Source organism: Plantactinospora sp. WMMB334 (assembly GCF_049179095.1).
GTDB lineage: Bacteria > Actinomycetota > Actinomycetes > Mycobacteriales > Micromonosporaceae > Plantactinospora.
On sequence record NZ_JBMHME010000002.1, the window covers coordinates 6449703 to 6467941 of the forward strand.

The 18239-nt window shown below is 71.7% G+C and carries 14 protein-coding genes; 1 reads left to right on the forward strand and 13 read right to left on the reverse strand.

What is annotated here, in order from left to right; genetic code table 11:
* Window positions 1–68: 68 nt before the first annotated feature.
* Window positions 69–671, reverse strand: a complete 603-nt coding sequence (locus ACN27G_RS27855) for a response regulator transcription factor (RefSeq protein WP_421495691.1) — start codon at window positions 669–671, stop codon at window positions 69–71.
* Entirely contained in the window at window positions 668–1885 is a 1218-nt protein-coding gene (locus tag ACN27G_RS27860) for a sensor histidine kinase (protein ID WP_421495692.1), read from the reverse strand. The genes ACN27G_RS27855 and ACN27G_RS27860 overlap by 4 nt, the downstream gene beginning before the upstream one ends.
* 157 nt (window positions 1886–2042) lie before the next feature.
* Between ACN27G_RS27860 and ACN27G_RS27865 the strand changes: the two genes are divergently transcribed.
* On the forward strand, window positions 2043–3704 hold the full coding sequence (locus tag ACN27G_RS27865) for an alpha/beta hydrolase (RefSeq protein WP_421495693.1): 1662 nt from the start codon (window positions 2043–2045) through the stop codon (window positions 3702–3704).
* Window positions 3705–3878: 174 nt separating this feature from the next.
* On the opposite strand, the gene ACN27G_RS27870 is transcribed toward ACN27G_RS27865, so the two are convergent.
* The 11 genes from ACN27G_RS27870 to nuoE form a co-directional block, all read right to left on the reverse strand.
* Window positions 3879–4910 carry a polyprenyl synthetase family protein gene (locus ACN27G_RS27870; RefSeq protein ID WP_421495694.1) on the reverse strand — a complete coding sequence of 344 codons (1032 nt, stop codon included), beginning with the start codon at window positions 4908–4910 and terminating at the stop codon, window positions 3879–3881.
* Window positions 4911–4988: 78 nt separating this feature from the next.
* Window positions 4989–6548: an NADH-quinone oxidoreductase subunit NuoN gene (gene nuoN, locus ACN27G_RS27875; RefSeq protein ID WP_421497482.1), complete on the reverse strand. Its 1560-nt coding sequence runs from the start codon at window positions 6546–6548 to the stop codon at window positions 4989–4991.
* 34 nt (window positions 6549–6582) lie between these two features.
* Complete coding sequence (locus tag ACN27G_RS27880) at window positions 6583–8118, reverse strand: NADH-quinone oxidoreductase subunit M (protein ID WP_421495695.1); 1536 nt, start codon at window positions 8116–8118, stop codon at window positions 6583–6585.
* A gap of 46 nt (window positions 8119–8164) precedes the next feature.
* Complete coding sequence (nuoL, locus tag ACN27G_RS27885; RefSeq protein WP_421495696.1) at window positions 8165–10090, reverse strand: NADH-quinone oxidoreductase subunit L; 1926 nt, start codon at window positions 10088–10090, stop codon at window positions 8165–8167.
* Between the two features lie 13 nt (window positions 10091–10103).
* Window positions 10104–10421, reverse strand: coding sequence for an NADH-quinone oxidoreductase subunit NuoK (gene nuoK, locus ACN27G_RS27890; protein WP_203869377.1), 318 nt, complete (start codon window positions 10419–10421; stop codon window positions 10104–10106).
* 2 nt (window positions 10422–10423) lie between these two features.
* Complete coding sequence (locus ACN27G_RS27895; protein WP_421495697.1) at window positions 10424–11194, reverse strand: NADH-quinone oxidoreductase subunit J; 771 nt, start codon at window positions 11192–11194, stop codon at window positions 10424–10426.
* Window positions 11191–11784: an NADH-quinone oxidoreductase subunit NuoI gene (nuoI, locus tag ACN27G_RS27900; protein WP_421495698.1), complete on the reverse strand. Its 594-nt coding sequence runs from the start codon at window positions 11782–11784 to the stop codon at window positions 11191–11193. The genes ACN27G_RS27895 and nuoI overlap by 4 nt, the downstream gene beginning before the upstream one ends.
* Before the next feature lies 1 nt (window position 11785).
* The gene (nuoH, locus tag ACN27G_RS27905; protein WP_421495699.1) at window positions 11786–13189 is read right to left on the reverse strand and encodes an NADH-quinone oxidoreductase subunit NuoH; all 1404 of its coding nucleotides are present in this window, start codon (window positions 13187–13189) and stop codon (window positions 11786–11788) included.
* Complete coding sequence (locus ACN27G_RS27910; protein ID WP_421495700.1) at window positions 13186–15681, reverse strand: NADH-quinone oxidoreductase subunit G; 2496 nt, start codon at window positions 15679–15681, stop codon at window positions 13186–13188. The genes nuoH and ACN27G_RS27910 overlap by 4 nt, the downstream gene beginning before the upstream one ends.
* A 1-nt stretch (window position 15682) precedes the next feature.
* Window positions 15683–17017 (reverse strand): NADH-quinone oxidoreductase subunit NuoF, encoded by a 1335-nt coding sequence (gene nuoF / locus ACN27G_RS27915; RefSeq protein ID WP_421495701.1) that lies wholly within the window; start codon window positions 17015–17017, stop codon window positions 15683–15685.
* Complete coding sequence (nuoE, locus tag ACN27G_RS27920) at window positions 17014–18183, reverse strand: NADH-quinone oxidoreductase subunit NuoE (RefSeq protein ID WP_421497483.1); 1170 nt, start codon at window positions 18181–18183, stop codon at window positions 17014–17016. The genes nuoF and nuoE overlap by 4 nt, the downstream gene beginning before the upstream one ends.
* Between the last annotated feature and the right edge of the window lie 56 nt (window positions 18184–18239).

Sequence of the window (18239 nt, forward strand, 5' to 3'; positions counted from 1 at the left end):
GGCCCCGGCAAGCCCGCCGTAACCGGCTCCGACACCCGAGCGGCCGGAGTGCCGGGTGCGGAGTCCCGCTAGATCCACCCCTGTTCCCATGCGGTGCGGGCGGCGGCGCGCCGGCTCGTCACGCCCAGCTTCGCCATTGCCGTGGAGAGATAGTTGCGGACCGTGCCGGGAGCGAGGTGGACGGCGGCGGCGATCTCGACGGCCGACGCGCCGGTGCGAGCCACCCGCAGCACGTCGAGTTCCCGGAGGGTGAGCGGGCAGTCGTTCTCGGTCAGCGCGATGGCGGCGATGCCGGAGTCGACGTAGCGCCGGCCCGCGTACACGTCCCGAATGATCTCGGCGAGCCGGCTCGCCGGTGTCGTCTTCGGCACGAAGCCGCCGATTCCCACCGCAAGCGCGCGGCGCAGCACGGCCGGTCTGGCGTGCCGGGTGACCAGCACGATCGGGATGTCGAGGCGGGTCCGGATCTCGGCCGCCGCGTCCAACCCGTCGCCCGGCGGCATCTCCAGGTCGAGCACCGCCAGGTCGGGCCGGTGCCGCGTCGTCAGTTCCACCGCCGCGGCGCTCGTGGCGGCCTGGCCGACGACGGACAGATCCGGCTCCAACTCCAGCAGCGCGGCGAGCGCACCCCGGATCAGGTCCTCGTCGTCGGCGAGGAGCAGCCGGATCACCCTGCACCGGCCGGCAGGCTCGCCACCACGGTGAAGCCGTCGGCCGCGCTCTGCCAGGTCAGCCGGCCACCGGCCGCCTCGAACCGGTGCGCGAGCCCGGCCAGCCCGCCGCTGGTGACACGGTCCGGGTCGGGTCGGGCGGTCATCGGGGCGTCGTTGTGGAACCGCAGCCTCACCTGGCCGGCGGTGCTGACCAGAGCGATCTCGGCCCGTCGGGCCCGGCTGTGCCGGATGACGTTGGTCGTGCCCTCGCGGACCACCAGCCCGAGCAGCCGTTCGTCACCCTCGGAGAGATCCGCCTCGTCGGGCTGGCACCGCATCCGGCAGTCGACGCCCGCCGCCGCCAGTACCCGGGTGGCGTTGTTGATCTCGGTGTCGAGGGAGACCGCCCGGTAGCCCTCCACCACCCCGTGCGTGTCCCGCAACGCCTGCCGGGCCAGCGCCTCCACTTCCCGCATCTGCGCGGCGGCGTGTACCGGGTCTGTGCCGACCAGGCGGGCGGCCAGTTCGCTCTTCAGCACGATGGCCTGCAGACTGTGGCCCTGGATGTCGTGCAGCTCTGCGGCGAAGCGCTGCCGCTCGCCGGTGACCGCCACCTCGCCCTCGGCCTGCCTGGCGCGGTCCAGCCGTACCGTCCCCTCCCAGAACCACACCTGCAGCACGACCGTACCGGTCAGGAACGTGCTGATCATGACGGCGCCGACCACCGGCAGCCAGCCCGACGATCCGGTGATCCAGCCTTCGAGCGCCGCGAGGAGCGCCGCCAGTGCCACCCCGGCACCGGCGACCCGCCAGCGCGGCCAGCGGCTGCCGACCACGACGGCGCTGGTCAGCGTCGCCGCGAACAACGTCCAAGGCCAGGTCGTCGCCAGGGCGTCGGAGAGCGGCATCGTCGCACCGGCTGCCAGCCCGCCGACCGCGACATACCACGGCAGCGCCCTGCCGTGCCTGGTCGACCAGCCGAACACCGCAGCGTGGAACAGCCGGCCGGAGACGGCGACGACCACCACGATCGCCAGCACCAGGCCGGTCAGCAGCGGGGTGGAGATCGGCTGAGTCGGCGCGTCGTCGGTCGCGAGCAGGCCGATCGGCAGTGCGGGCCGCAACACCTCCACCAGGCCCGCTCCGGTCCCTCCGACGAGCGTCAGGACCAGCGTCCACCAGGTGAACATGCGCATCCGGTGGACACCGGGGGAGGTCGGGGCGGTGGGCACGACCCCATGATGCGGGCGCCGGCCGACACGACCAACGGTTGACCGGCGACCGATGACACTTTGTCATGACGATCCGTGCACCATGGCACTACACCGCAACCTCTCGCCGATCGACACTGGCCACCAGGACCGTCCACCTCTGATCTGGGGGATCTCCATGCTCGACCACACAGCTGCGGCCCGCCGGCCACGGATGCGGCGGTCACTCGCGCTCGTCGCGGTGGCCGTGCTCACGGGCACGCTCTGCCCGGTGACACCGGCGGGCGCCACGGCCGCACCGCCCGGGCCGGTCTGGGGCGCCTGCCCGCCACCGGCCGAGGGCTCCACACAGGACGCCCGCCAGGAGTGCGCCACACTGCCCGTGCCGCTCGACTACCGCAGGCCACACGGCCGCCAGATCGACGTCGAGATCTCGCGGATCGCCACGGCCGAGCCGGGCCTGCGGCGCGGCATCCTGCTCTCCAACCCGGGTGGCCCCGGCAGCTCCGGGCTCGACATGCCGAGCTTCCTCGCCGCGGCGCTGCCGGCCGAGGTGCTGGCCCGCTACGACCTGATCGGGTTCGACCCGCGCGGCGTCGGGGCGAGCTCGCCGATCACCTGCGGCATCACCGACCCGGCCGCGATGATCGACATCATCCTGCCCTGGCCTGCGCCGGACGGGTCGATCGGCCGCAACATCGAGTTCGCCAGGACGACGGCCCGGAACTGCGCGGCGCACTCCGGCGAGCTGCTGCCGTACATCACCACCGCCAACACCGCGCGCGACATGGACCGCATCCGGGCCGCGCTCGGCGAGCCGAAGCTGTCGTACCTCGGATACTCCTACGGCAGTTATCTCGGCGCCGTCCACGTCTCGCTCTTCCCGGACCACGGCGACCGGATCATCCTGGACAGCGCGGTCGACCCGAACCGGATCTGGCGCGGCATCTGGCGGCAGTTCAGCCCTTCCACGGCGACACGCTTTCCGGACTTCACCGGCTGGGCAGCCGCCCGCGACGACGAGTTCGGGCTGGGCGCGACACCGGCAGCGGTGGCGGAGACCTATTTCACGACCGCTGCGACACTGGACCGCGAACCCATCGTGACACCCGACGTCGTGGTCACCGGAAACTACTACCGGGCGATCACCCGCACCCTGCTCTACGACGACCGCAACTTCCCGCTACTCGCCACGATCTGGCAGGAACTCGGCCAGGTCGGCCAGGTGTCCCCGCCGACGGCCCTGCCACTGCTGCGGCGGGCGGCGCCAGCGACCCCTCCCGCGCCGCGGGCGGCGCCAGCGACCCCCTCCGCGCCGCGGGCGGCGCCTGCGACCCAGGTACCGGCCGACAACAACATCGCCGTTCTCTACGCGATCGCCTGCGACGACGTGGCGTGGCCGCGCGACATCGACCGGTACGCCCGCGACGTGGCCGTCGACCGCCGGCTCTTCCCGGTCACCGCCGGCATGCCGGCCAATCTCTGGCCGTGCGTCTTCTGGCCGTACCGTCCGGTGGAGGCACCGGTGGCGGTGACCGGCAAGGGGCCGCGCAACGTGCTCATCCTGCAGAACCTGCGCGACCCGGCGACCGGCTGGCACTCCGCGCTCGGGCTACGCACCGCCCTGGGCAGGCGGGCCACGATGGTCACCCAGGATGCGGGGGGACACGGGGTGTACGGCATCCGTTCCGGCCCGTGCGCCGCGGAGATCGCCACCGCCTTCCTCACCACGGGCCGGTTGCCCGACCGGCACCGTCTCTGCCCCGGTCCGTCACCCGACGACATCGGCGTCGCCACGGTCGCGCCGCCGGTACCCGCCGGTCCGCTCGCTGTCCGATAGGCCCGGGCGATCCGCGCAGCGGGCCTCTCCGGCAGGTCGCACGGCCACGCCCGCCGATCCCGGCGGACGACGGAGAAGGTCGGGCGGTCCGGGCGAGGCGTACCGGGAGCGCTACTTCCGCTCGGATCCTCTCGGTTGCCGCCGGCCGGCCTCAACCCCCTGCGGTCGCCGGCCTCAGCCGGTGCGGTCGGCGATGAAGTCGCAGAGCGACTCCAGTGCCTGCCGGGGGGCGGTGTCGGGCAGCGGGCCGAGACAGGCGCGGGCCTCCTCGGCATAGCTGCGCACCGTCTCCCGGGCCCGCTTCAGCGCCGGTGACTCGCGGAGCAGGCCGAGCGCCTCGGCGTGCAGCGCGTCGTCGGTGACCGGACCGAGGGTGAGGATCTCGCGCAGCCGGGCCGAGGACGCGTCGCCGTCCTCGGAGGCGAGCGCGTAGAGCACCGGCAGGGTCGGCACGCCCTCCCGCAGGTCGGTGCCGGGGGTCTTGCCGGACTGCACCGACTCGGAGGCGATGTCGAGCAGGTCGTCGGAGAGCTGGAAGGCGACCCCGATGGTCTCGCCGTAGCCGGACAGCGCCTCGACATGCCGGGCCGGGGCGCCACCGAAGAGCCCGCCGAACCGGGCCGAGGTGGCGATCAGGGAGCCGGTCTTCTCGGCGATCACCTGCAGGTAGTGCCGGACCGGGTCGGCGCCGCGCGGGCCGACGGTCTCGGCGATCTGCCCGTGCACCAGGCGGGCGAACGTCCGCGCCTGCAACCGGACCGCCTCGGGGCCGAGCTCGGCGGCGATGTCGGCGGCCCGGGCGAAGAGGAAGTCGCCGACCAGGATCGCCACCGAGTTGCCCCAGCGCGAGTTGGCGCTCTGCGCTCCCCGGCGCACGGGGGCCTCGTCCATCACGTCGTCGTGGTAGAGCGTGGCGAGGTGGGTCAGCTCCACCACCAGCGCCGCCGCCACCACCTCCGACGCGGTCGGGTCGCCGAACTGGGCGCCGAGCGCGACCAGCAGCGGCCGGAACCGCTTGCCGCCCGCCTGGGTCAGATGCAGGGCCGCCTCGGCGACCAGCGGGTCGGCGCTCTCGACGTTGCGGCGCAGCTCCGCCTCCACGCTGGCCAGCACGGTGGCCACCGAGGTCGCCACGCGGGCGTCGGCGAAGTCGAGCCCGATCGTGTCGAGCCCGAGCGCCGCCAGACCCTCAGCCGTTCCCCCCATGCCCTCAACCATGCCACACCCGCCGGCCAACCCCTGGTGGGGGGCGGTCGGCCCCGGTCCGGGCCAGCGGGAGCCCGATCATCGGACGAATTCGGCGGCGCCGTTGGCGAGATCCAGCAGCGGCGCCGGGGCCACCCCGAGCACCAGCGTGGCGATGACACCGATCATCAGCGCCGCCGCGGTCAGCCCACCCGGCAGCGACACCGTCGGGGTGGACTCACCCGGCTCGGAGAGCCACATCAGCACCACGACCCGCAGGTACGGGAAGGCGAGGATCATGCTGGTCAGCACGCCCGCGATCACCAGCCAGACCTGCCCGGCGTCCAGGGCCGCCCCGAAGACCGCGAACTTGCTGGTGAAGCCGCTGGTCATCGGGATGCCGGCGAAGGCCAGCAGCAGGAAGGTGAAGAGGCCCGCGTAGAGCGGCGAGCGCCGGCCCAGGCCGGCCCACCGGGACAGGTGCGTCGCCTCCCCCTCCGCGTCCCGGACCAGGGTCACCACGCCGAACGCGGCGAGCACCGTGAAGCCGTACGCGACGAGGTAGAACATCGTGCTGGAGAGGCCGTCCCTGGAGAGCGCCAGGGCGCCGACCAGCAGGTAGCCGGCGTTCGCCACCGACGAGTACGCCAGCAGCCGCTTGATGTCCGTCTGGGTGACCGCCAGGATCGCCCCGACCACCATGGTCAGCACCGCGACCGCACCGAGCACCGGGGTGAAGTCCCAGCTCGCTCCGGAGAAGGCCACGTGCAGCACCCGGAGCAGACCGCCGAACGCGGCGACCTTGGTGCAGGCGGCCATGAAGCCGGTGATCGGGGTCGGCGCGCCCTGGTAGACGTCCGGGGTCCAGACGTGGAACGGCGCAGCGGCGATCTTGAACAGCAGGCCGATGGAGAGCAGCGCCAGGCCGGCGAAGAGCAGCACCTCGCTGGCGGCCGAGTCGGTGACCGCGGTCCGGATGGTGGCGAAGCCGACCCCGCCGCCGGAGCCGGTGCCACCGGCGCCGACCGTGAAGCCGTAGATCAGCGCCATGCCGAAGAGGAAGAACGCCGAGGCGTACGCGCCGAGCAGGAAGTACTTGAGGGCGGCCTCCTGGCTCAGCAGCCGCCGGCGGCGGGCCAGCGCGCAGAGCAGGTAGAGCGGCAGCGAGAAGACCTCCAGGGCGATGAACATCGTCAGCAGGTCGTTCGCGGCGACGAAGAGCAGCATGCCGGAGATGGCGAAGAGGGTCAGCGGGTAGACCTCGGTCGCCCCGCCCTCGTCGGCGGCCTGCCGCTGGTCCTCCGGCGACCCGACGGTGACCGCCGCGTGCGCCACGAAGGCGCCGCCGCGCTGCACCGAGCGCTCGCCGATCAGCATCAGCCCCATCCCGCCGAGCACCAGGATCGCGCCCTGGAGGAAGAGCGTCGGGCCGTCGACCGCGACCGCGTCGCCGGCGGTGGTCAGCCGGTCGTTCGCGTTCAGCACCACCGCGACCAGGGCGCCGGTCACGGCCAACAGGCCGAGGATGAGCTGGGTCAGGTGCCGGCGCGCCCGGGGCAGGATCGCCTCGACCAGGACGCCGAGGCAGGAGGCCCCGAAGAGCACCAGGATCGGCGCCAGAGCCGCGTAGTCGATCGGCGGTAGCTCGAGCTCCACTATCGGACCTTCCTTACGTGCGCGACTGGCAGCCGGCTCACCGGTGTGCCTCCTGGACGGTGCCCACCGTCGGCGCCGGATCCTGCGTGCCGAGGTCCTGCTCCATGGTGGCCTGCACGGCGGGGTTGATGACGTCGGTGAGCGGCTTCGGATAGAAGCCGAAGACCAGCAGCAGGGCGATCAGCGGGGCGACCACGACCTTTTCCCGCACCGACAGGTCGCGCCGCATCCCCTCGACCCCGGACAGCGCCGGGTTCAGGGTGCCCTGGGTGGTCCGCTGCACCATCCAGAGCACGTACGCGGCGGCCAGGATGATGCCGGCGGTGGCGACGATCGCGACCGGCTTGTTCACCGTGTACGTCCCGATCAGCACCAGGAACTCGGAGACGAACGGCGCCGTGCCGGGCAGCGCCAGCGAGGCGAGACCGGCGAAGAAGAGCACCCCGGCCAGCAGCGGCACCAGCTTGCCGGCACCGCCGAAGTCGGTGATCAGCGCGGAGCCGCGCCGCGCGACAAGCATCCCGACGACCAGGAAGAGCAGACCGGTGGCGAGCCCGTGGTTGACCATGTAGAGCACGGCGCCGCTGCCGGCCTGGGTGGTGAAGGCGAAGATGCCGACCCCGATGAAGCCGAAGTGCGCGATCGAGGTGTAGGAGACGAGCCGCTTGAGGTCGTTCTGCCCGACGGCCAGCAGCGCCGCGTAGATGATGCCGACCAGCGCCAGCGCGATCGCCCACGGCGCGAACCACTTCGACGCCTCGGGGAAGAGCGGCAGGCAGTAGCGGAGGATGCCGAAGGTGCCGACCTTGTCCAGCACGCCGACCAGCAGCGCGGCGGCGCCGGCCGGGGCCGCCCCACCGGCGTCCGGCAGCCAGGTGTGGAACGGGAAGAACGGCGCCTTGATCGCGAAGGCGAGGAAGAAGCCGAGGAAGAGCCAGCGCTCGGTGCCGGTGGAGATGTCGATCTGGGTCAGTGCCTGCCAGTCGAAGGTCTTGCCGCCGACCACCCAGAGCCCGATCACGGCGGCCAGCATGAAGAGGCCGCCGACCAGCGAGTAGAGGAAGAACTTCACCGCCGCGTACTGCCGCTGGTGGCCGCCGTAGCTGCCGATCAGGAAGTACATCGGGACGAGCATGACCTCGAAGAAGACGTAGAAGAGGAAGACGTCGGCGGCGGCGAAGACGCCGATCATCGTGCACTCGAGGAAGAGCAGCAGCCCGAAGTAGACCGGGACCGAGCGCTTCGACCGCTCGGCGTCGTGCCAGGAGGCGAGGATCACCAGCGGCACCAGCAGCGCGATCAGCATCAGCATGACCAGCGCGATGCCGTCGGCGGCGAAGGTGAAGTTCACCCCCCAGCGCGGGATCCAGGCGTACGACTCGCGGAGCTGGAGCCGGTCGCCACCGGCCTCGAAGGCGATCCACATGAAGACGCTGAGCACCAGCACGCCGAGCGACCAGCCCAGCGCGATCCGCTTGGCCAGCTCGCCCCGGCTCGCCGGGAGGAAGATCACCACGAGCGCGCCGACCAGCGGCGCGACGGTGAGCACCGAGAGGAAGGGGAAGTCGGACATTATTCGGCCTTACCTCCGTCGTCAGTGCCCGATCGGTGTCGGTCGGTCACGCCAACCACCCCAGTTGGACCGCCAGGAACGCCGCCACCACCAGCACGGCGCCGGTCAGCATGGACATCGCGTACGACCGGACGAAGCCGGTCTGGAGCCGCCGCAACCGGCCCGACCCACCGCCGACCCCGGCGGCGAGCGCGTTGACCAGCCCGTCGATGCCCCGGCTGTCGAGGTAGACGAGGGCCCGGGTGAGGAAGACCCCGGGCTTCTCGAAGACCGCCTCGTTGAACGCGTCGGTGTAGAGGTTGCGCCGGGCCGCCCGGACCACCGGGCCGGCCGGCTGCTCCTGTAGGGCGGTGCCGTTGCGGAACAGCAGCCAGGCCAGGGCCGCGCCGAGCACGGTCAACCCGAGCGAGAGGATCGTGATCACGGTGTGCGAGAGCACCGGCTCGTGCGGCACGCCCTCGGCATGCCCGCCGAGCACCGGGTTCAGCCAGTCGGCGACCGGGCTGGCCATCAGGCCGCCGGCCACCACCGAGCCGAGGCCGAGCAGGATCAGCGGCACGGTCATGATCGGCGGCGACTCGTGCGGGTGCGCGATGTCCTCGGTCCACCGCTTCGGACCGTGGAAGGTGAGCACGAAGAGCCGGGTCATGTAGAAGGCGGTCAGCCCGGCGCCGAGCAGCGCCGCGCCGCCGTAGAGCCAGGCGGTCCAGTCCTCCCGCTCGAAGGCGGCGACGATGATCGGCTCCTTGGTGAAGAAGCCGGAGAAGGGCCACATGCCGATGATCGCCAGCCAGCCGAGCCCGAAGGTGGCCCAGGTGATCCGCATGTACCGCGACAGCGCGCCGAACCGGCGGATGTCCACCTGGTCGTTCATGCCGTGCATCACCGAGCCGGCCCCGAGGAACATGTTGGCCTTGAAGAAGCCGTGCGCCAGCAGGTGGATGATGGCCAGCGCGTACGCACCGCCGCCGAGCCCGACGCCGAGGAACATGTAGCCGATCTGGCTCACCGTCGACCAGGCGAGGACCCGCTTGATGTCGTCCTTGGCCGCGCCGATGACGCAGCCCATCAGCAGGGTGAGCGCGCCGACGCTGACCACGACCGTCTGGAGGGTCGGGTCGAGCGAGAAGATCGGGTTGGAGCGGGCGATCAGGTAGACGCCCGCGGTCACCATGGTGGCGGCGTGGATCAGCGCGGAGACCGGGGTCGGGCCCTCCATCGCGTCCGGCAGCCACGCCTGGAGCGGGAACTGGCCGGACTTGCCGGCCGCGCCGAGCAGCAGGAGCAGGCCGAGCGCCAGCACCGTGCCGCCGGCCAGCGCCTCGGCACCGTTGAAGACGTCGGCGTACCGGGTGGTGCCGAGGGTGGCGAACATGATGAAGATCGCGATGGCCAGGCCGGCGTCGCCGACCCGGTTCATCAGGAACGCCTTCTTGCCGGCGGTGGCCGCGCTCGGCCGGTCCTGCCAGAAGGAGATCAGCAGGTACGACGCCAGGCCGACGCCCTCCCAGCCGACGTAGAGCATCACGTAGTTGTTGCCGAGCACCAGCAGCAGCATCGCCGCGACGAAGAGGTTGAAGAACCCGAAGAACTTCCGCCGGCCGGCGTCGTGCGCCATGTAACCGACCGCGTACACGTGGATCAGGAAGCCCACGCCGGTGATCAGCAGGACGAATACCGCGGCGAGCGGGTCGAAGAGGAGCCCGAAGTCGACGTGCAGGTCGCCGACGGCGATGAAGTCCCAGAGGCTCAGCTCGACCGAGCGGTTCTCCAGGTTGCGCAGCGAGAAGAAGTAGCTCAGGCCGAGCACGAAGGCGGCGCCGACGCTGGCCACGCCGAGCCAGTGCCCCCACCGGTCGGCCCGCCGGCCGAGCAGCAGGAGGATCGCCGCGCTGACCAGCGGGATCGCCACCAGCAGCCACACGCTGCCCAGCAACCCCGTGGCGTGGGCGTACTCCACAGAATGTTCCACTGGTGGGCCCCTCTTAGTACTTCAGCAGGTTGGCGTCGTCGACGCTCGCCGAGCGTCGAGTCCGGAAGATCGTCATGATGATGGCCAGCCCGACCACGACCTCGGCGGCGGCCACCACCATGACGAAGAACGCCATGATCTGACCGTTCAGGTCGCCGTTGATCCGGCTGAACGTGACAAGCGCGAGGTTGGCCGCGTTGAGCATCAGCTCGATGCACATGAAGAGGACGATCGCGTTGCGCCGGATCAGCACCCCGACCGCGCCGACCGTGAAGAGCAGGCAGGCGAGGATCAGGTAGTGGTTCGGCGACACCGAGAAGAAGTTCGACATGCTTATCGCTCCGTCCCCTTCAGCGCCGTCTCCTCCGCCGTCAGCTCCCGCTGCGGCAGGATCTGCGGCACGCTCCGCTCGGTCAGCCCGCCGTCCGGCAGTCGGGCCGGGGTGGCGACCGAGGAGGAGGTGGCGTAGACGCCGGGGCCGGGCTTCGGTCCCGGGTAGTTGCCGGGCCGGAACCGGGCCCGCATCGTGGCGACCTGGTCCATCCGGTCCTGCCGGCGGCGCTCCACGTGGGCCAGCACCATCGCGCCGACCGCCGCCGTGATCAACAGCGCCGAGGTGATCTCGAAGGCGAAGACGTACCTGGTGAAGAGGAGCGCGGCGATGCCCTGCACGTTGCCGTTCGCGTTGGCCTGCTCCAGGCCGACCGCGTCGGCCTGGCCGAGCGCCCGCCACAGCCCGGTGGCGAGCAGCGCGCCGAAGCCGAGGCCGAGCAGGATCGCGGCGATCCGCTGGCCGCGCAGCGTCTCGATCAGCGAGTCGGAGGCGTCCCGGCCGACAAGCATCAGCACGAAGAGGAAGAGCATCATGATCGCGCCGGTGTAGACGATGATCTGCACCAGGCCGATGAACGGCCCCGCCTGGACGACGTAGAAGACGCCCAGGCAGAGCATCGTCAGCACCAGCCAGAGCGCGGAGTGCACCGCGTTGCGGGCCCAGACCGTACCGATCGCGCCGAGCAGCGCCAGCGGGGCCAGGACCCAGAAGACCACCTGTTCCCCGCCGGTCACCCCACCGGCGGCGGCGAGCACCGCTTCTCCGGTCATGACGCCGTCTCTCCCGTCGTACCGGAGCCGTCCACCGTGCCGGTCTCGGACCAGGGCGCCCGCTCGGCGCCGGCCGAGGTGCCGGGGTTGGTCAGCGCGCCGACGTAGTAGTCCTTCTCGGTGTCGCCGAGCCGCATCGGGTGCGGCGGCTGCTCCATGCCGGGCAGCAGCGGCGCCAGCAACTGTTCCTTGGTGAAGATCAGGTCCTGCCGGTTGTCCCGGGCCAGCTCGTACTCGTTGCTCATGGTGAGCGAACGGGTCGGGCAGGCCTCGATGCAGAGCCCGCAGAAGATGCACCGGGCGTAGTTGATCTGGTACGTGCTGGCGTACCGCTCACCCGGGGAGAAGCGCTGGTCCTCGGTGTTGTCGCCACCCTCGACGTAGATCGCGTCGGCGGGGCAGGCCCAGGCGCAGAGCTCGCAGCCGATGCACTTCTCCAGCCCGTCCGGGTGCCGGTTGAGGATGTGCCGCCCGTGGTAGCGCGGCGCGGAGACCGGCGGCTTGAACGGGTAGTCGGTGGTGACGACCTTCCTGAACATGTGCGAGAAGGTGACCCCGAAACCCTTGAACGATCCGGTGATCGCGCCCACGTCACACCTCCTTCTCGTCGTGACCGGCGCCGGTCCCGCCCGGCTGTCCGGCTCCGGCCGGTTGTCCGGCGCCCACGTTTGCCGGTTCCCGCTCGGCGACCGTCCGCCTCATCCGGGGGCTCGGCGGCACCGCCAGGTCCATCGGTGGCAGCGGGAAGCTGCCGGACGGTCGCCGGTTGACCTTTTCCTGGAGGGTCCGCTGCGGCGGCCGCTTCCTGCTCGGCCAGAGCAGCGTCAGCAGCAGGACGACCAGCACCGCGCCCGCGATGATCGTGTAGCGGTAGGAGTCCGGCACGTCCTCCTTCTGGAGGGTGCGGATGCCGGCCAGGACCATGATCCAGACCAGGTTGATCGGCAGCAGCACCTTCCAGCCGAGCCGCATGAACTGGTCGTAGCGGAGCCGGGGCAGCGTGCCGCGCAGCCAGATGAAGATGAAGACCAGGCCGATCACCTTGCCCATGAACCAGAGCAGCGGCCACCAGCCGGAGTTGGCACCCTCCCAGATCGTGATCGGCCAGGGCGCCCGCCAGCCGCCGAGGAAGAGCGTCGTGGTGACCGCCGACATCGTCACCATGGCGACGTACTCGCTGAGCATGAAGAGCGCGAACTTGAGCGAGCTGTATTCCGTCATGAAGCCGGCGACCAGCTCCGACTCCGCCTCGGGCAGGTCGAACGGCGCCCGGTTGGTCTCACCGACCGTGGAGATGAAGAAGATGACGAAGCTCGGCAGCAGCAGGATCGCGTACCAGCCCGGTGCGGGCAGGTCGACCAGGCCGAAGAGGTTGAACCGGGTGCCCTCGCCCTGGGCGGCGACGATGCCGCTCGTCGACATCGTGCCGGCGGTCATGAAGACCGCGACGATGCTCAGGCCGAGCGCCACCTCGTAGGAGATCATCTGGGCGCTGGAGCGCAGGCCGCCGAGGAGCGGGTAGGTCGAGCCGGAGGCCCAGCCGCCGAGCACGATGCCGTAGACGCCCATCGAGGAGCAGGCCAGCAGCACGAGTACGGCCACCGGGACGTCGGTGACCTGGAGCGGGGTCCGCTCGCCGAAGATGCTCACCATCGGGCCGAACGGCACCACCGAGAGCGCGGTGACGGCGCTGATCACCGAGATGGTCGGCGCGAAGAAGTAGACGACCTTGTCGGCCGACTTCGGCAGGATGTCCTCCTTGAAGGCCATCTTGAGTCCGTCGGCGAGGGTCTGCAGCAGACCGAACGGGCCGATCTGGTTCAGGCCGGGCCGCTGGGCCATCCGGGCCACCACCCGGCGCTCGAACCAGACGCCCAGCAGGGTGGCGAGGACCGCGACGACGAACGCGCCCACGATCTTGATCAGGACGAGCCACCACGGATCCTTGCCGAAGTCCGCCAGCGTCGGATCCTGGGCAAGGTAGGCGAACGTCATCGGGTACCCCCTCCAGCGCTGTTCAACAGCGGTCCCGGCCGGCCGGCCTCGTCGGCGGCGACCGGGATGGCCGGGCCGACGGTGAGCCGGACGATCGCGCCGGACGTGACGCCGAGGCTGCGCCGGACGCTCGCACCGGGCGAGTTGGTGGGCAGCCAGACCACGTCGTCGGGCAGCTCGGTGATCGCCGCCGGCAGGGTCAGGGCACCCCGGTCGGTGCCGACGGTCACCGCCTCGCCCTCGGCCACCCCCAGCGCCTCGGCGGCACCCTTGCCGAGCCGCACCACCGGCGGCCGGGCGGTGCCGCGGAGCAGCGGGTCGCCCTCGGTCAGGGTGCCGTCGTCGATGAGCTGGTGCCAGGTGGCGAGCACCGCCTCGCCCGGACCGGGCCGGACCGGGTCGGCCGGCGCGACGGCCGGGGCGGCGGCACGGTTGGCCGCGGTCGCCGGCAGCGCGCCCAGCTCGCGGCGGACGGTGTTCACGTCGCCGGTGCCGAGCCGCACGTCGAGCTGCGCGGCGATCGCGTCCAGCACCCGGGCGTCGGTCATCGCGGGGGTGTTCAGCACCGCGTCGAAGGTGCGCAGCCGGCCCTCCCAGTCGAGGAAGCTGCCGGCCTTCTCCACCGCCGGGGCGACCGGGAAGACCACGTCGGCGCGACGGGTCACCGCGCTGTGCCGCAGCTCCAGGCTGACCAGGAAGGGCACCTTCTCCAGCGCCTCGCCGGCCAGCCTCGGGTCGGCCAGGTCGGCCGGGTCGACCCCGGCCACCACCAGCGCGCCGAGCGAACCCCCGGCGGCCGCCGCGAGGATCCCGTCGGTGTCCCGGCCCGGCTGGCTCGGGATGACCCCGGCAGCCAGGTCCCAGACACCACCCAGCTCGGCCCGACCGGCCGCGTCGGTGACCGGACGCCCGCCGGGCAGCAGGTTCGGCAGGCAGCCGGCGTCGACCGCGCCCCGGTCCCCGGCCCGTCGCGGCACCCAGGCCAGCCTGGCGCCGGTACGCTCGGCCAGCTCGGCGGCGGCGGAGAGCCCGCCCGGCACCGTCGCCAGCCGCTCGCCGACCAGCAGCACCGCGCCGGGCTGGCGCAGCGCCTCGGCGACCGAGGCGTGCCCGGCCAGCAGCCGGGCCTCGTCGCCGGGGGCGGCGGTCAGCACCGTCGCGCCGATCTTGGCAAGCCCCCGGGTCACGTACGGGGCCAGCGCCAGCACCTTCAGCCCGCGCTTGTTGTACGCCTTGCGCAGCCGCAGGAAGAGGATCGGGCACTCCTCCTCCGGCTCCAGCCCGGCGACCACCACGGTCGGCGCCCGCTCGACGTCGGCGTAGGTCACCTCGGTGATCCCCGCCACCGAGCTGGCCAGGAACTGGGCCTCCTCGGCCGAGAGGGGCCGGGCCCGGAAGTCGATGTCGTTGCTCTGCAGCGCCACCCGGGCGAACTTGGCGTACGCGTACGCGTCCTCGACGGTGAGCCGGCCGCCGGTCAGCACCCCGACGCCACGGGCCGAGTCCCGGGCCTCGCGCAGCCCGTCGGCGGCGACGGCGAACGCCTCGCTCCAGGACGCCTCGCGCAGCTCACCGGTTTTCGCGTCCCGGACCAGCGGCGTGGTGATCCGCTCGGTGGCGGTGGCGTACTGGAAGCCCCACCGGCCCTTGTCGCAGTTCCACTCCTCGTTCACCGCCGGGTCGTCGCCGGCCAGCCGGCGCATCACCCTGCCGCGCCGGTGGTCGGTGCGCTGGGCGCAGCCGGCCGAGCAGTGCTCGCAGACGCTCGGCGTGGAGACCAGGTCGAAGGGGCGGGCCCGGAAGCGGTACTGGGCACCGGTCAGCGCGCCGACCGGGCAGATCTGCACGGTGTTGCCGGAGAAGTAGGAGTTGAACGGGACGTCGCCCTCCTCACCCTCCTCGCCGTAGTACTCGTCCCGGTAGACGTTGATCTCCTCGGCGCTGGACCGGCCCATCAGGTCGATGAACTTGTCCCCGGCGATCTCCTCGGAGAAGCGGGTGCAGCGCTGGCAGAGTACGCAGCGTTCCCGGTCCAGCAGCACCTGGCTGGAGATGTTGATCGGCTTCGGGTACTCGCGCTTCTGCTCGTGGAAGCGGGTCTCGGCGCGACCGGTCGACATCGCCTGGTTCTGCAGCGGGCACTCGCCGCCCTTGTCGCACATCGGGCAGTCGAGCGGGTGGTTGACCAGAAGCAGCTCCATGATCCCCTCCTGCGCCTTCTTGGCGACCGGGGAGGTGAGCTGGGTACGGACCACCATGCCGTCGGCGACGGTCTGGGTGCAGGAGGCGACCGGCTTGCGCTGCCCCTCCACGTCGACGAGGCACTGCCGGCAGGCGCCGGCCGGGGCGAGCAGCGGGTGGTCGCAGAACCGGGGGATCTCGATGCCGAGCTGCTCGGCGACCCGGATCAGCAGCGCACCCTTCGGCGCCGTCACCTCGATGCCGTCGATCGTGAGCGTGACAGTCTCGGTCTGCTTCGCCACATCTGTCATGTCAGTGGGCTCCTACCAGGGTCTTCTCCGACAGCTTGGGAGCCGTCCGGCCCTCGATGTAGTCGAGGTAGTCCTGCTTGAAGTACTGCAACGAGGAGGTCACCGGGCTGGTCGCGCCGTCACCGAGGCCGCAGAAGGAGCGGCCGAGGATGTTGTCGCAGGTGTCCAGCAGGGTGTCCAGGTCCTCGTGGGTGCCCTGCCCGGCGAGGATCCGCCGGTAGGTGCGGACCATCCAGTAGTTGCCCTCCCGGCACGGCGTGCACTTTCCGCACGACTCGTGGTGATAGAACTCCAGCCACCGGAAGGTGGCGTAGACCGGGCAGTCCTGGTCGGAGAAGATCTGGGTCGCGGTGGTGCCGAGGATCGACCCGGCCGCCGCCACCCCCTCGAAGTCCAGCGGCACGTCCAGGTGCTCGGCGGTGAGCAGCGGGGTCGAGGAACCGCCCGGGGTCCAGAACCGCAGCTCGTGGCCCGGCTGCATGCCGCCGGCCAGCTCGATCAGCTCGCGCAGCGTGATGCCGAGCCCGGCCTCGTACTGCCCGGGGTTGTTGATCCGGCCGGAGAGGGAATAGATCATCGGCCCGGAGGACTTCTCGGTGCCCATGCTCTTCCACCAGGCGGCCCCGCCCAGCACGATGTACGGCACACTGGCGATGGTGCCGACGTTGTTGACCACGGTCGGGCAGGCGTAGAGGCCGTGGGTGGCCGGGAAGGGCGGGCGGAGCCGGGGCTGGCCCCGGAACCCCTCCAGCGAGTCCAGCAGCGCCGTCTCCTCGCCGCAGATGTACGCCCCGGCTCCGCTGTGCACCACCAGGTCCAGGTCGAAGCCGGTGCCGAGGATGTTCTCGCCGAGGTAGCCGGCCCGGTACGCCTCCTGCACCGCGTTGCGCAGCCGACGTGCCGCGTGCACCGCCTCGCCCCGGATGTAGATGTAGGCGCGGTTGGCCCGGATCGCGTAGGAGGCGATGATCACGCCCTCGACCAGCGAGTGCGGGTCGTGGGTCATCAGCGGCAGGTCCTTGCAGGTGCCCGGCTCGCCCTCGTCGGCGTTGACCACCAGATAGTGAGGTTTCGCCGGCGGCTTTCCGTCTGGCTCCTGCGGGATGAAGCCCCACTTGAGCCCGGTCGGGAAGCCGGCGCCGCCCCGGCCGCGCAGGCCGGAGTCCTTGACGAGCTGGATCAGGTCGTCCGGGTGGGCGGCGAGCGCCTTGCGCAGCGCCGCGTAGCCGTCGAGCCGCTCGTAGACATCGAGCCGCCAGGCGTCCGGCGATAGCCAGCGCTTGGTGAGCACCGGGGTCAGCTTCTCCAGCGTCTCCCGCCGAGGCGTCGTGGTCACTTCTGAGCCTCCTCTTCGCTCGCGACTGCGGGGCTCGCAAGCTCACTCCTCGCGCTCGCAGCCTCCTCTTCGCTCGCGACTGCGGGGCTCGCAAGCTCACTCCTCGCGCTCGCAGCCTCCTCTTCGCTCGCGACTGCGGGGCTCGCAAGCTCACTCCTCGCGCTCGCAGCCTCCTCTCCGCCCGCCGCCGAGCGCAGCGAGCGCTCCTGGGCGTCCGTACCCCCGTCGCCGGCCGGCTTGGCGTCGCCGGCCGGCGTGTTGGCGGCGGCGCCGGCCTGCTCGGCGGCCCTCGCGTCGGAGGGCCCGGCCGGCACGCCGTCGACCGGCGGCGTCGTGCCGGGCGCGTCCGGGACGGCGGTCTTCGCGTCCGGGTTGCGGGTCTCGGCGGTGCGGATCTGTGGCGACTTGTCGTCCGGTGCCTTCGGATCCGGCGCGGTGCTGCCGGTGGCGGCGGCCGGTCGGGTGGTCGCCGGGGCCGGCTTGTCGCCGGTCTGGCTGCCCTTGATCGGGGTGTTCGGGTCGTAGCCGGCCACCGAGATGCCGTGCTGCTGGGCCAGCCGCAGCCCGGCCAGCGTCGGGTCGCCGGCCAGCCCGTCGGCCACCGCCTCGGCGCGCGGGTCGGCGTAGCCGGCGAGCTGCCGCGACATCTCCTTGAGCGTGCAGAGCCGGGCGCCGCGGCTGGGCTGCGGACGGCCGCCCGCGCGCAGCTCGTCGACGACCGCGACGGCGGCGTCCGGGTCGACCTTGTCGAAGAAGTCGTAGTTGACGGTCATCACCGGGCCGTAGTCGCAGGCCGCGAGGCACTCGGCGTGCTCAAGGGTGATCGTGCCGTCGGCGGTGGTCTCGTCGTGCCCGACCCCGAGGTGCTCGGTGAGGGCGTCGTAGACCTCCTGCCCGCCGAGCACGTTGCACATGGTGTTGGTGCAGACGCTGACCAGCCAGTCGCCGGTGGGCCGCCGCTTGTACATCGTGTAGAAGGTGGCGACCGCGCCGACCTGGGCCTTGTTGAGCCCGAGCACGTCGGCGCAGAATTCGACGCCGGCCGGGGAGACGTACCCCTCCTCGGACTGCACCAGGTGCAGCAGCGGCAGCAGTGCCGAGCGGGACCGGTCGGCCGGGTAGCGGGCGACGATCTCCCGCGCCCGCTCGTCGAGCTTCGCGTGCAGCTCGGCGCTGCGCGGCTCGCCGCCACGCGGTGCCGGCACCTCGCCGGGGCCGGTCA